Origin of the sequence: Hymenobacter psoromatis (genome assembly GCA_001596155.1) — a bacterium.
In the GTDB taxonomy this organism is placed as follows: domain Bacteria; phylum Bacteroidota; class Bacteroidia; order Cytophagales; family Hymenobacteraceae; genus Hymenobacter.
Map to the genome: position 1 here is coordinate 3,350,037 of CP014771.1, position 13,723 is coordinate 3,363,759.

General features: G+C 62.6%; 9 protein-coding genes. 8 read left to right on the top strand and 1 reads right to left on the bottom strand.

Annotation, left to right across the window (positions count from 1 at the left end; all coding sequences use genetic code 11):
* Nucleotides 1-10: 10 nt before the first annotated feature.
* From A0257_14235 to A0257_14260, 6 genes are all read left to right on the top strand, one after another.
* Complete coding sequence (locus tag A0257_14235) at nt 11-268, top strand: hypothetical protein (GenBank protein ID AMR28131.1); 258 nt, start codon at nt 11-13, stop codon at nt 266-268.
* 216 nt (nt 269-484) lie between these two features.
* Complete coding sequence (locus A0257_14240) at nt 485-2,611, top strand: peptidylprolyl isomerase (GenBank protein ID AMR28132.1); 2,127 nt, start codon at nt 485-487, stop codon at nt 2,609-2,611.
* A 298-nt stretch (nt 2,612-2,909) separates the two neighbouring features.
* Entirely contained in the window at nt 2,910-6,680 is a 3,771-nt protein-coding gene (locus tag A0257_14245; GenBank protein ID AMR28133.1) for a hypothetical protein, read from the top strand.
* Nucleotides 6,681-6,872: 192 nt separating this feature from the next.
* Nucleotides 6,873-7,520, top strand: coding sequence for a hypothetical protein (locus tag A0257_14250; GenBank protein ID AMR28134.1), 648 nt, complete (start codon nt 6,873-6,875; stop codon nt 7,518-7,520).
* A gap of 129 nt (nt 7,521-7,649) precedes the next feature.
* The gene (locus A0257_14255) at nt 7,650-7,922 is read left to right on the top strand and encodes a hypothetical protein (protein ID AMR28135.1); all 273 of its coding nucleotides are present in this window, start codon (nt 7,650-7,652) and stop codon (nt 7,920-7,922) included.
* Nucleotides 7,923-8,025: 103 nt separating this feature from the next.
* Nucleotides 8,026-9,891, top strand: coding sequence for a hypothetical protein (locus A0257_14260; GenBank protein AMR28136.1), 1,866 nt, complete (start codon nt 8,026-8,028; stop codon nt 9,889-9,891).
* A gap of 155 nt (nt 9,892-10,046) precedes the next feature.
* Here A0257_14260 and A0257_14265 read toward each other — a convergent pair whose 3' ends face one another.
* Nucleotides 10,047-10,589 carry a hypothetical protein gene (locus A0257_14265; GenBank protein ID AMR28137.1) on the bottom strand — a complete coding sequence of 181 codons (543 nt, stop codon included), beginning with the start codon at nt 10,587-10,589 and terminating at the stop codon, nt 10,047-10,049.
* A gap of 564 nt (nt 10,590-11,153) precedes the next feature.
* Here A0257_14265 and A0257_14270 point away from each other — a divergent pair.
* Entirely contained in the window at nt 11,154-12,938 is a 1,785-nt protein-coding gene (locus tag A0257_14270; protein AMR29779.1) for a hypothetical protein, read from the top strand.
* An 85-nt stretch (nt 12,939-13,023) separates the two neighbouring features.
* Complete coding sequence (locus tag A0257_14275; GenBank protein ID AMR28138.1) at nt 13,024-13,635, top strand: hypothetical protein; 612 nt, start codon at nt 13,024-13,026, stop codon at nt 13,633-13,635.
* Nucleotides 13,636-13,723: the final 88 nt, after the last annotated feature.

Genomic DNA, 13,723 nt, shown 5'->3' on the forward strand with positions numbered 1-13,723 from the left:
TCATTAACCCATGAAATTCGATAAATCCCTGGTGCGCACCGTGCTTTTTGCCTTTGGCGTGGTAGCGTTCGTTATCGGCGTGTACCAGACCATCTTGCAGAAAGACCTGGTGGGCAACTATTGGATATTCATGATTTCGCTGGCTTGCTGGATGCCTTTACATTATTGGCGGCAGCAGGAAGCCCGCCGGGCCAAGGAGATTGAAGTAGCCAAGCAAGTGGCCGAGCTAAACAAGCCCGCCCCAAAAAAAAATAAGAAGCGCCGCTAGTATCCCTGAGCCCACTTCGGACCTGCGTAGGGGGGTAGGCGCTTGATAGTTCGGCGGGTTTATGGTTATTTTGCGCCTCTTTTTGAGATTAGGAAAATTTGTTCCTGGTTCGTAGTTCCTGGTTCATTGTTTCTAGTTGCTGGTTTGGATGTTAACCAGCAACTAGAAACAATGAACCAGGAACTACGAACCAGGAACCAGAAACAAGCAACGTAAATGGCTTTAATTAACACAATACGGGAAAAATCGGGGGTAGCCGTGGGCGCCGTCGCCGTCGGGATGCTCCTTTTTATAGTGGGCGGCGACCTGGTTGGGGGGAAGAATCACCTCTTTGGCCGCGACGGCAACGTGGTGGGGGTGGTGAACGGCGAAAAGATTGAATTACCCGAATTCAACGCCGCCCTGGAACAAGCCAAGCAGAACTTTGCCAACCAGCAGGGCCGCCCGCCCGATGAGCAGGCGCTGGGCTACCTGCGCGACCAAACCTGGAACCAGCTGCTGTACCGCCGCGCCTTCCAGCCCGAAATCGACAAGCTGGGCCTGAGCGTGGGCGATGACGAGGCTGTGGACATGGTGCAGGGTGATAATCCCAATCCCGCCATCAAGCAGGCCTTCACCGACCCCAAGACGGGGCAGTTTGACCGCGCCCGCCTCATCGATTACCTCAAGAACCTCGACAAGCTGCCGCCCGAGGCCCAGGCCGCGTTCCACAACTTTGAGACGAGCCTGCGCGACTTCGACCGGCCGGTGAACAAGTTCAACGCCCTGCTGAAGAACTCGGTGTACGTGACCACCGCCGAAGCCAAGTACTACGACCAGGCCCAGAACGCGAAGGCGAGCTTCCGCTACCTGTTCGTGCCCTACACCAGCGTGTCGGACTCGGCTTTCAAGCCCACCGACGCGCAGCTGCAGGACTACCTCGACCGCCACAAAAGCCGCTACAAGGTGGAAGATGGCCGCAGCATCGAGTACATCGTGGTGCCCGAGGTGGCGACCAAAGAAGACAGCGCCGCCCTGCGCCAGAGCGTGGCCGGCCTGGCCCAGCAGTTCCGCACCGCGCCCAACGACTCGCTCTTCGTGCGCTCCAACTCGGACCAGCCCTATAACCACGCCTACCTCTCGCCGGCCGAGCTGCCCGAGAAGCTGCGCCAGCAGCTGCCCCTGAAAGTAGGCGAGGTGTACGGCCCGTATGTGGATAATAACTCGCTGGCTATCTACAAGGTAACGGGGGCCAAGGCCGGTACCAAGCCCGCCGCCCGCGCCAGCCACATCCTCATCAAGCCCGCCGGCAACACGCCCGAAGCAAAGGCTGCCGCCAAAAAGCAGGCCCAGGATATTCTGAATAAAATCAAAGGCGGGGCCGACTTCGCGGCGATGGCCCGGCAGTTTGGCACCGATGGCACCAAGGACCAGGGCGGCGACCTGGGCTGGTTTGAAGAAGGCCGCATGGTGCCGGAGTTCAGCAAGGCCGTGTTCGCGGTCAGCGCGCCTGGCCTGCTACCCAACCTCGTGGAAACCAGCTTTGGCTACCACATCATTAAGGTGACGGCGCCCAAAACCAACCAGACCTACCAGGTAGCCACCGTGGTGAAAAACGTGCAGCCCAGCGACGCCACCCGCGAAGCCGCCTACGCCAAGGCCGAGCAGCTGCAAGCCAGCGCCACGACCCTCGCCGATTTCCGCGCCCTACCCACCAAGGACAAGACGCTGCAAAAGCAGGAAGCCAAGTTTGTGACCCGCGACGCGCAGACGCTCAACAACCTGCCCGGCTCGCGCGATATCGTGCGCTGGGCTTTTGGCTTCAACCCCGATGGCGGCTCCGAGACGAAAGTGGGCGACGTGCATAAGTTTGATATCGGCGACCTGCACGTGCTCGCGGCCGTGACCGATGCCCGCACCAAAGGCACGGCCACTATCGAAAACGTGCGCCCCGAGCTGACCGCCGCCGTGCGCAACGAGCTAAAGGCCAAGCAGCTCATGGAGAAGCTGCAAGGCAAAACCGGCTCGCTCGAAGACTTGGCCAAAACAGCCGGCAACGGCGCGGTGGTGCAAACCGCCACGGGCGTAGCCCAGGCCCAGGGCACTATTCCCGGCGTGGGCTTCGAGCCCGAAGCCGTGGGCCGCGCCTTCGCCCTGAAACCCGGCCAGAAGTCGGCCCCCATCCAGGGCGAACAGGGCGTGCTGGTAGTAGAAGCCACCAGCGTATTGCCCTCTACCCCCAATGATATGAAACTGGTGCGCCAGCAGCTGACGCAGCAGCGCCAGCAGCGCCAGGACGGCCTCATCTACGAAGCCATTAAGGCCCAGGCCAAGGTGCAGGACAACCGCTCGAAGTTCTTCTAGGACCTGGTTTTTGGCTGATATAGAAATTTTCTCCCCGGCCGTATAGTACTTATACAATCCAGCACTGCCACTGGAATAAAGAAAACTCCCTGTTGGACAAGCAATTGCTTGTCCAACAGGGAGTTTTCTTTATGGGATAAAAAGTATTCGTAGAAGAAAAAGTTGCGCAAAAGCTGGCTGCCATTCCGGTAGCATAGCGATTTAGGTTATATATTGCCAAGACAATTTCACGCCTAATTCATTTTTTATGAAGCACCTGTTGACTCTATTAGGGATTTGTCTGGCTCCGGTGCCCTTATTGGCGCAAGAGGGGCCGCTGCTACGTCCCGATTTACACCGGACCAGTGCCATCTCCGCGGCTGCCAGCCAGGCGGTGGAAATGGCGGCCAAGCTGCCCACTAATCCCAATTCGCACCTCAGCCACGAGCTTCAGCAGCTTTATAGCTACGCGGGGGGGGTAGGGCCGACCGGCCGCAGCGCGGGGCCGCTAGCTACGGCGGCCGTAGGCGAAGCCTTTCCGCAGCTGCTGCTGAGCGGTGAGCAGGGCCCGGCCTCGGTGCTGGTGCGCGTGACGGCCCGCGACGTGGCCGCCCTGCGGCCGTTGCTGGAAGCGCGAGGCTTCGTCACGGTTTCGGCCCGGCCGCAGCTGCATTTCATAGAGGGCCGGCTGCCGGTGAGCCAGCTGGCTCCCGGCGCGGCGGGCGTGGAAAGCCTGAGTGCACGGGGCCTGCTGGGCGTGTTGCCCGTGTGGCGGCCCGTGGGCAGCACCGGTCGCTATTCGAGCCAGGCCGACTACGGCCTGCAGGCCAACCGCGTGCGGGCGGCCAAGCCCACCGGCTACGACGGCACCGGCTGGCGCGTGGGCGTGATGAGCGACTCGTATAACTCGCTGGGCGGGGCCGCCGCGGGCGTGGCTTCCGGCGACCTGCCCGCCAACGTGCAGGTGCTGCAAGACCTGGCCCCCGGCGCGGGCACCGACGAGGGCCGCGCCATGATTGAGCTGATTCACGACATTGCGCCCGGAGCGGGCAAGGCATTTAGCGCGGTGCAGCAGGGCGAGGCCGACTTCGCCGACCAGGCCCTGCGCCTGGCTGACCCCACGGTGGGCAACTGCCGGATTCTGGTCGATGACATCAGCTACTTAGCCGAGCCCATGTTTCAGGAAGGCGTTATCGCGCAGGCCGTGAACGAGGTTAGCTCGCGGCTGGGGGTAGCGTTTTTTAGCTCGGCCGGCAACTACGCCGACGCCTCGTGCGAGTATGCCAATCACCCCTTCTTGCCCGTAGCGGGGGGTAGCGGCAACGCCGACCTGGATTTTACGCCCGATGCCAAAGGCGACACGCGCCAACACTTCAGCATTCCTAAAGCCAAGCGGCTGTTCTTGTTTTTGCAGTGGAGCGACCCGTTTTATACCACCAACGGCGTGAAAACGGACCTGGATATGTACCTGGTTAAGACCCGCGCCGGTGGCGCGGTGATGAAAGGCGACACCATTGCCCGCGGCACCAGCAACAGCATCCTGAGCCAGAGTCCGGTTGAAGCCATATCCTACACGAATAACAACGACACGGATACTGAATTCGACCTGGTAATCAGCCGTCGCAAGGGCACCGCCGACCCGACGCGGGTGAAGTACATTTCCTATGGCGATGCCCTCACGGATGTCACTACGGCGACCGGGACGATTCGGCTGAACTACTTCACCCGGAGCAGCACCATCTCGGGCCACCACGCCGCCGCTAGTGTCAACTCGGTGGCCGCCGCGTACTCCTACGTTCGTCTAAATGCCGAGCCTTATACCTCTAAAGGCAACGTTACGTATCTCTTCAACCCCGACGGCAGCCCGCTGGCCGCGCCCGTAGTGCGCGCCAAGCCCGACTTCGCCTCCATTGACGGGTGCAGCACATCGTTCTTCGGGCAGAAATATACTGGCCAGGACCCCAAGGACGGCTTCTTGTTCTTCGGCACCTCGGCGGCGGCTCCCAACGCGGCGGCCGTAGCGGCCCTGCTCTTGCAGGCCAACCCCAACTTTACCCCGGCCCAGGTCACTACCCGGCTCATGGCCACGGCTCTCGATATCAATGCGCCTGGCCCCGACGCCCTCACGGGGACGGGTTTGATTAATGCCTACGACGCCATTTTTGGTCCCCAAATCGCGGCCGCGGCTCCGTTTGTCGAAACGTTTGACAGCCAGAACCTGTCGCGGGCCTGGGAGCTGCAAGGCAGCTCCTACGGCCGCATTCTGGTGCGCTCCGACTACGGCCCCGCCTCCACGCCGGGCCACCTGGTGATGGACGGTATTCTGGCGGCCGTTGGCGTTACCAACCGCCGCAACATTGCCACGCTGCGCCTCGACCTGAGCACTACTACCCCCGGCGGCTGGGTGCTAACCTTCAAGCACAAGAAATTTGCCGGGGAAACCGACCAGGTTATGCCCGCCACGTTCACGAACAGCGCCTATTCCAATAGCGACGGCGTGGCGCTGAGCGTGGATGGTACCAACTGGTTTCGCCTGGCCGATATCACGGGTACCAACGCCGCCACTACGTACAAGACGGTGAGCGTCAACCTGAATGACTTCGCGACAGCCAACTCGCTGACGCTGGGCGCCAACGTGCGCATTCGGTTCCAGAGCATCAATACCGGGGAGGTTGATACGACCATTCCCGCCTTCAGCGGCGGCCGGGCCTTCGACGACGTGCTCGTGACCGGTGCCAACGTGACCCAGGTGCCGGTGGCGCAGTTTAACGCCTCGGCCACTACGGTAGCCTTGTGCCCCGGCAGCACGGTGCAGTTCACCGATGCCTCGCTGTTTACGCCCACCAGCTACGCCTGGTCGTTTCCGGGGGGCACCCCGGCCACCAGCACCGTGGCTAACCCAGTGGTTACCTACAACGCGGCTGGCACCTACGACGCTACCCTTACCGTGACCAACGCCAGCGGCAACTCGACCCGCACGCTGTCCGCCGTGGTCACCATCTCCAACGTGAAGCCTACGGCCAACTTCACGGCCCGCCAGGCGCCCATTTGCCCCGGTGGCCAGGTGAAGTTCACCAACCGCTCGACCAACTGCGCCAGCACCTACGCCTGGACCTTCCCCGGCGGCACGCCGGCGACCAGCACCGACGCCAACCCGACCGTGACCTTTGCCGCGGCGGGCACCTACGTGGTGAGCCTGGTAGCCAGCAACAGCAACGGTGCCAGCACGGCCAAGACCTTCACCGTGATAGTACAGGGCGCGGCCCTGGCCATTCCCTACGCCGAATCGTTTGCTTCGGGCATTCCGGCCGCCTGGGGCGTACTCAACCCCGATGGCGGCCTGACCTGGACGACGGCCGCCAACACGCTCCTCAAGGATGGCACCCGCGGCACGGCCGTGGTAATGCCTTTCGCTCCCTACGCCGCCGTGGGGCAGCGCGACTCCCTGCAATCGCCCGCCTTTAACCTGGCCGCCGGGCAGCCCCAGGCCACGCTGCGGTTTGACGTAGCCTACGCACCCATCGACCTGCTGGGCTCGGACAACGACTCATTGGCGGTGCTCGTGTACACGGCCTGCTCCAACACCCGGCTGGGCCAGGTGTACCTGAAGTCGGCTAAAAACGGTCTGGGCACCACGCTGCCCCGTGCCAGCACCATCTTCACGCCTTCCTCGCCCAGCCAGTGGCGGCAGGAAAACGTGGACCTGAGCGCCTACGCGGGCCAGCAAGTGTACCTGCGCTTCGTAGCCTACAACCGGTATGGCAACAACCTCTACCTGAGCAACGTGCGAATAGACAACAATACGCTGCTGGCCACCCGCGCCCAGGTCGATTCGCCGCTGCTGCAAGCTTACCCCAGCCCCGTGGCGGGCGGCCAAGGCCTCACCTTATCGCTGCCCAGCGTGGCGGGAGCAGCCTCGGTGCGCCTCATCGACGCCATAGGCCGCACTACCTGGCAGGCCACGGTAGCCCTAAGCTCGGGGGCCGCGACTAACCGTACCCTTAGCGCCCCGCTGGCGGCCGGCCTCTACACCGTGCTCTGCGAAACGGCCGATGGCCAGCGCTACACCCGGCGCGTGGTAGTAGAATAGGAGTTTTTAGGAGTTGTTAGCTTTTGAAAAACCCGGTCGGCTGCTTAGCCGACTGGGTTTTTTGTGGGGGGTAGGGAACTGTTGCCGGGAGGGCAACCAAGCGGATTGTCTGGCTTGTGCCCGCCCTCGCCGCCGGCAGGGCACTACTTCTGAGCCGGCCGCGTATCTTAGACAACTTAAAAACCAGCGCTTATGCCCACTCTTGAACCCACCGTGCGCCCGCCGCGCCGCGCCGCTGCCACCGCCGCCCGCCGCGCCCTGTTGCGCGAGCGCCTGGTGCGCGAAATGCTCGATGGGCGACCCCTTTACTACGCAGGTTACCAAGCCGTGCTGGCCGGCCGTAAAACGGCTGAGGAAATTATGGGTTCAAGCTCGTTGCAGTGGGTGTTGGTTGGGTATTTTATGGAATTTATGATTCTGAATCTCGACCGCAAAAAGTACTGGTTTGCTACCAATGAAGCCGGCGTGCACCTCGACCACCGCGATAAGTTATCGCACGACGTGGCTATCTACGAAAAAGCCGCCCTGCCGCCCGAGCAGATAAACACCCGCTACGTGACGGTGCCGGCTAAAGTGGTGGTCGAAATCGACGTGCGCATCGATATGCAGGACCCGGCCGACAGCAACTACGTGAACCGCAAGGTTCGCAAGCTGCTGGATTTTGGCACCGAGCGCGTTATCTGGGTCTTCACCGATTCGCGGCAGGTGCTGCTGGCCGAGCGCGGAGCCGATGCCTGGCTCACGATGGACTGGCACCGCGACCTGGAGCTGCTCGACGGGCAGCAGTTCAACATCGGGCAGTACTTGCAGGAGCAGGGAATTGCCGCGTCGGCTGGGTAAACAGGTTGCTACCTTGCCGCCGTTGCAGGCTGCGGGTGGCCCGCCTCACCTCCGTTTATCTACTATGTTTATGCGCCATATCAATCGAATAAGCACTCTAAGCGCATTTTAACCACCCATTTTATCTGTATGCAGCCTGGCTTTTCTATCTCATTTGTTCGGCGCGGCTTGCCGGCCCTGCTGCTCATAGCAGCTGGCATCGCGCTGAGCATAGTCTTCAAAAAATCCAGCGCGTGGCCCGCCGAAACCAAGCTGCTGATGTACGCCTTAGCCTTGGTGCTAGGGGTAGGGGGCACCACCCTCTTTGGCAGCTATGTGCGGCAGCGCCCACTGAGCAGCATGAAAACGCAGCTGATTAGTTCGGCGCTCATGGTAGCGATACTGCTGGTTGCTAAGCGCTGAAATTGGGAAGCTCACTGCACCACCTGGCGGGTGCTTGGCCAGATGAGCCTGAACAAAGTGAGCGCAAAATGGCGTTAGCGCAGAATACTAGTGCGTATCAGTTGTGAAAAATATGCGTGTCGCTCTTCTCTTCCTGCCCGTTGGCTGGCTGGCCCTGGCTGCCCCGCTGCACGCCCAGACTATGCCCGGCCAGGGTGGCCCGCCGCGGGCCGGCAATTGGGCGCCCATCGACGGGCCCACGCTGGCCCGCGAATACGCCCGTCGGGGCGAGTACGAAAAAGCTGCCTTTCTCTTCGGAAAGCTGACGAGCGAGGAGCAGACCAGCGCTGCGGTGCTGCCCGACTACGTGGCCGCGCTGCAAGCCCTCAAGCGCTACAAAGACGCCGAGAAGCTGGTGAAACGAGCCCTCAAGCAGCACCCCGAGGAGGGCGGCTACGGCGTGCTGCTGGGCGCGCTCTACGCGGCGGCCGGCGACCCGGCGGCCGCCGACAAGCAGTACCAGCGCGTTATCAGTCAGTTGACTTCGGCACAAATAGGGGGGGTAGCGGCCGAATTTGGCCGGCGCGAGCTGCCGGTGTGGGTCGAGCGCACGTACCTGCGCGGCCGCGAGCTGGCCAAAAACAACACCGAATACGCCCCGGAACTCATTCAGCTTTATACCCAAACGCAGGAGCAGGACAAGCTGCTGACTGAAACGCTGCATCTCGTGGAGCGCGACCCGCAGCAGCTACCCTTCGTGCGCAACATGCTGCAAAACGCGTTACGTGAGGAAAAAGACTTCGACGCGCTGGAGAAAATTCTGCTGACCAAGGTGCAAAACCAGCCTGACCAGCAGGCCTACGCCGAGCTGCTGCTGTGGCTGCAGGTGCAGCGCCACGACTTTGCGGGCGCGCTGGTGCAGGCCCGCGCCCTCGACCGCCGCGCCAACGCCCAGGGCAGCCGCGTGCTGCTGCTGGCCGGCATCGCGCAGCGCAACCGCGACTACGCCACTGCCATCGCGGCCTGCGACTACGTGGTGCGCGAGTACCACACCGGCCCCAACTACGGGCTGGCCCGCCAGCTGCTGCTGGAAGCCCGCGAGGCCCAGGTGCGCGACACCTACCCCGTGGACCCGGCCCAGGTGCAGGCCCTGGCCGCCGACTACGAAAAGCTCATCGCCGAGCTAGGCCCGAGTCCCGACGCCGCCCCCGTCATGCGCGACCTGGCCACGCTCTACGCCTTTCAGCTGGACAATAAAGCCAAGGCCATGAGCCTGTTGCAGCAAATAATTACTATGCCCCGCGCCGAAGCCGACGTGGTGGACGAGGCCAAAACCACCCTCGGTGACCTTTACTTGCTAAAGGGCGAGCCCTGGGAGGCCACCCTCCTGTACTCGCAGGTGGAGAAGGCGCACCCCGAGGCCACGCTGGGCTACGAGGCCAAGCTGCGCAACGCCCGCCTCAGCTACTTTGCCGGCGACTTTAAGCTGGCCCAGAGCCACTTAGATATTCTCAAAGAAGCTACCACCCGCGAAATTGCCAACGATGCCATGCAGCTCTCGCTGCTCATCCAGGAAAATACGGTGGAAGATACCCTGGGCCTGGCCCTGAAAGACTACGCCGCCGTGGAGGAGCTGGCGTTTCAGAATAAGATTCCGCAGGCCGAGGCGGGCCTCGACGCGCTGCTGCGCAAGTACCCCGGCCACGCCCTCACCGATGATGCGCTGTTCCTAAAGGCCAAGCTGCAACGCCGTACCGGCGACTACGCCGCCGCCGTGGGCACCCTGGGCCTGATTACCGGCAACCCCAAATACGACGTGCTGAGCGACGATGCGCTTTTCTTAACCGCTGAGATTCAGGACGAAAACCTCAAGGATAAAGCCAAAGCCCAGGCGCTGTACCAGGAAGTGCTGACCAAGTACCCCGGCAGCATCTACGTGGCCGAAGCCCGCAAGCGCTTCCGGCGGCTGCGCGGCGACGCCGTGCAGTAGGAGGGGGGTAGGGCCACTCAGCCTAAGAATCCGTTTTAGCGGCCGCTTGTCACCTTTTCTAACCGTTCGTTTAAGAAACGTGACAAAGCTCTTTTCCTACTTCATAGGTGATAGGTATCGGTACTAGCAGGCGATATACCCTACCTCTATAGCCTTTATTTAGGCGTGCGCGCTTTGCGCGCATGCTGTTTCGCTTGGAAGGCGAGAAACTGGCGCACCTGGGCGGCCGTTTCCAGGTCATCGAGGTCTGGGCGACGGGGATAGCTCACGTAGCGGGGGCGTTGCCCGGCCAGGGGCGGCACGTAGCCGAAAACAGTCGTGTAGTAGCGGCCTGCTTCTCCGTCCGGGGAGTCGGGCGCGTAAGGCAGCGAGTAGGCGAGCACCAGCAGGTCTTTCCGCCCGTCGTGGTTGGCATCGGCAAAGAAGATGGCCACTATACTAGGTATCTGTGAACCAATTGCTGGCACTTCGAACCGCTTTATCGCATACGTATCGGCTTGGTAGGGGTCCAGCACAAACACATCCAGATAGGAAATGGACGCGTATCCGTTCGCGCTAAAAATGAGCTGTTTGCCGAAGGCGCTGGGTCGCCACGCATACTCAATGGGTTTAGGCTGAGCATCCGGATACTGAAGGGCAACAGGAAACAGCCGCTGTAAAAAGGCTTCCGCTGCCTCGCCGGGCTTGCGCCGCGCCACGCCCTGGCGTAGCGGACGAGCTTGGACAGAATCAGGCGGTAGCGACCGGCTACCGGCTAGCTGGGTAGCGGGTAAGGCGGGATTGTGGCGAGTGGAAACCGAGGTAATACTGGTAGAACTACCCAGCAGTATCACCCAGAAGAAGGAGGCAGGTAGGAAGCAACAAAGCGGGGCGATAGTGGGCATCAGCAAGGCGAATAGCGGCGAGGGGAGCGCGTAAAAGCGTCATTAGTTCAAGAAGTGTCCGGTAACGCTTGTTATGTTACGCAGCTATGCCTGCCTGCTCCTCTAACTTACCGAAAGAAGATAAACATCAGAGCCAGGGCCAGGATGAACACCACGTACATCAGGCCATCGGACAGAATGTACTGGCGGTAGCGCTGGTAAAACTCTTGAAGACGGCGCATGGGGGTAGGGAGGAGGCCAGACGAAGGTACGCCCGTTAATTTTTGTGTACTTTTGGGGCTATTCATGTTCTAACTATTAATGGCTGTTATACCTCTCAAGCGCTGGATTATTGCGCCCGAACCCGACCCCGCGACGGTGGCCGGCCTGGTGCAGGCGCTGGGTATCAGCCCCTTGCTAGCCCAGCTGCTGGTGCAGCGCGGCATCGACACGCCCGCCGCCGCCCACGATTTTTTTGAGCCCGACCTGGCCAAGCTGGCTTCGCCCTGGCTGATGTGCGACATGGACCGGGCCGTGGCCCGCGTGCGCAAGGCCCTCGACGGGGGCGAGCGCATCCTGGTGCTGGGCGACTATGACGTGGACGGTATTACGTCGGTAGCGCTGGTAGTCAGCTTTTTGCGTTCTTTAATTGAAAGCGCCGATACTGTTGACGAAGCAAGCCGCTTCCAGCCCTACATCCCCGACCGCCAACGCGAGGGCTACGGCATCTCGATGCAGGCCGTGGACTTTGCCAAGGAAAACGGCCTCAGCCTGATTATCGCCCTCGACTGCGGCGTGAAGGCCGTGGAGCAGGTAGCGTATGCCAACACGCAGGGAGTGGACTTCGTGATATGCGACCACCACCTGCCCGGCGAAGTGCTGCCGCCGGCCGTGGCCGTGCTCGACCCCAAGCGCCTGGATTGTACGTATCCCTACCCCGACTTGTCGGGCTGCGGCGTCGGCTTCAAGCTTTTGCAAGCCCTTACGGAGCAGCTTAACCTGCCCCTGGCCCCGCTCTACGCGCAGCTCGACCTCGTGACGGTGAGCATCGCGGCCGACGTGGTGCCCGTGACCGGCGAAAACCGCATTCTGGCCGCCCACGGCCTGCGCCGCTTCAACGTGACGCAGGCGGCGGCCTTTGCCGTGCCCCTGCCTTCGGCCCTGGCCTCAGCCGATACGCTTGATGGCCCCGCGCCCCTACCCCCCACGCCTGCCGATGGCCTGCGTCCCGGCCTGGCGGCGCTGCACGAGCTTGCTACCCCCCGTCAGGGGCCGCTCACGCTCAGCTCATTAGTGTTTGGTTTTGCGCCGCGCATCAACGCGGCCGGCCGCATGGGCGACGCCCACCGCGCCGTGAATATGCTGCTGGCCGCCACTCAGCAGGAAGCCCGCTACACCGCCGAGGTGGTGGACCACATGAACCAGGAGCGCCGCCTCTCCGACGCGCGCACCACCCAGGAGGCGCTGGCGCTCATTGCCGAAGACCCCGAGGGTGCCACGTTGCCGGCCACCGTGCTCTACCAGGCGCACTGGCCGCAGGGCGTGCTGGGTATCGTGGCCTCGCGCTGCCTCGACCAATACTACCGCCCCACCGTCATCCTCACCGAGCGCGATGGCCTGGCCACGGGCTCGGCGCGCTCGGTGGCGGGCTTCGATGTGCACGAAGTATTGGAGGCCTGTGCGCCGCTGCTGCGCCAGTTTGGCGGCCACAAGGCGGCAGCGGGGCTGGCCCTACCCATCGAAAACGTGCCGGCTTTCCGCGAGCAGTTTATGCGCGAGGTGGCGGCCCGCCTGCCCGCCGGCCAGCACCCAGTGCGCCCGGTGGACATCGACGCGGTGCTCGACTTCACGCAGCTAACCGAGGAGTTTTTGGGCCATTTGGTGCTGCTGGAGCCGTATGGGCCGGGCAACCCGGCACCGGTTTTTGCCAGCCGGGGCCTGCGCGCGGTGCCCGGCTCGGTGCGGCCCGTGGGCCAGGCCGGCCACCTCAAAATCAGGCTGATGCAGCCCGCGCAGTCGCCGGGCCTGGTGCTCGAAGGCATCGGCTTTGGGCTGGGACACTATTTGCCGCGCCTGCTCGAAGCGCCCGACGCCGCCCTGAGCGCGTGCTACGTACTCGAAATGAACGAGTTCCGAGGCCAGCGCAGCTTGCAGCTGCGGCTGCTGGATTTGCGCTGGGAATGAGGTGAGAGGATGAGTAGTGAAATGGTGAGTGAGAAAAGAGGCAATTGCGTATGTAATACCAGCTCACCACTCATCCTCTTACTGAATGCGCTACGTTTCCCTTGACCTCGAAATGAGCGGCCCTGACCCGCTGCGGCACCAGGTGCTGGAGCTGGCCGCCGTGGTAGAAGATACCCGCCGCGCCGCCACTACCCCGCTGGCCGAGCTACCGGCCTTTCGGCGGGCGCTGCGCCACCCCGAAATCTGCGGCACGGCCGGGGCGCTGGCCCTCAACGCGGGCCTGCTGCGCGAGCTGGCCGACAAAACCAACGCCGACGCGCCCGACATCTGCCGGCCCGAGGAGGTGCTGCCGCAGCTGCGTGAATTTTTGCTGGCCAATGGCTTTCGGCTCGATAAAAAAGACCGCGTGCCCATCACGCTGGCCGGCAAGAACGTGGCCACCTTCGACTTGCTCTTCCTGCGGGAACTGCCCGGCTGGGGCACGCTCGTCAAGGCCGAGCCGGCGACGCTGGACCCGGCCGCCTTCTACCTCAACTGGCACAAGGACAGCCGCTTGCCCACCATGCTCATCTGCCAGGCCCGCGCCGGCGACGCCGAGCCCCACGTGGCCCACCAGGCCCTGGCCGATGCCCTGGAAGTCGTGCGCCTGCTACGCCCGTTTTATGAGCACCCGGTTTATAAGTCAATTAGCATTTAACATTTACCAGGGGGGTAGGGCGCGGCGATGCGCCCCGCCTGAGCCGCTGCGCGGAATAGCTGGGCTGCCTTTATTTGCCAAATGGCAA

Coding starts and splice junctions, on each gene's coding strand:
- A0257_14235 (AMR28131.1), top strand. CDS start 11: ATGAAATTCGATAAATCCCTGGTGCGCACCGTGCTTTTTGCCTTTGGC.
- A0257_14240 (AMR28132.1), top strand. CDS start 485: ATGGCTTTAATTAACACAATACGGGAAAAATCGGGGGTAGCCGTGGGC.
- A0257_14250 (AMR28134.1), top strand. CDS start 6,873: ATGCCCACTCTTGAACCCACCGTGCGCCCGCCGCGCCGCGCCGCTGCC.
- A0257_14255 (AMR28135.1), top strand. CDS start 7,650: ATGCAGCCTGGCTTTTCTATCTCATTTGTTCGGCGCGGCTTGCCGGCC.
- A0257_14275 (AMR28138.1), top strand. CDS start 13,024: ATGCGCTACGTTTCCCTTGACCTCGAAATGAGCGGCCCTGACCCGCTG.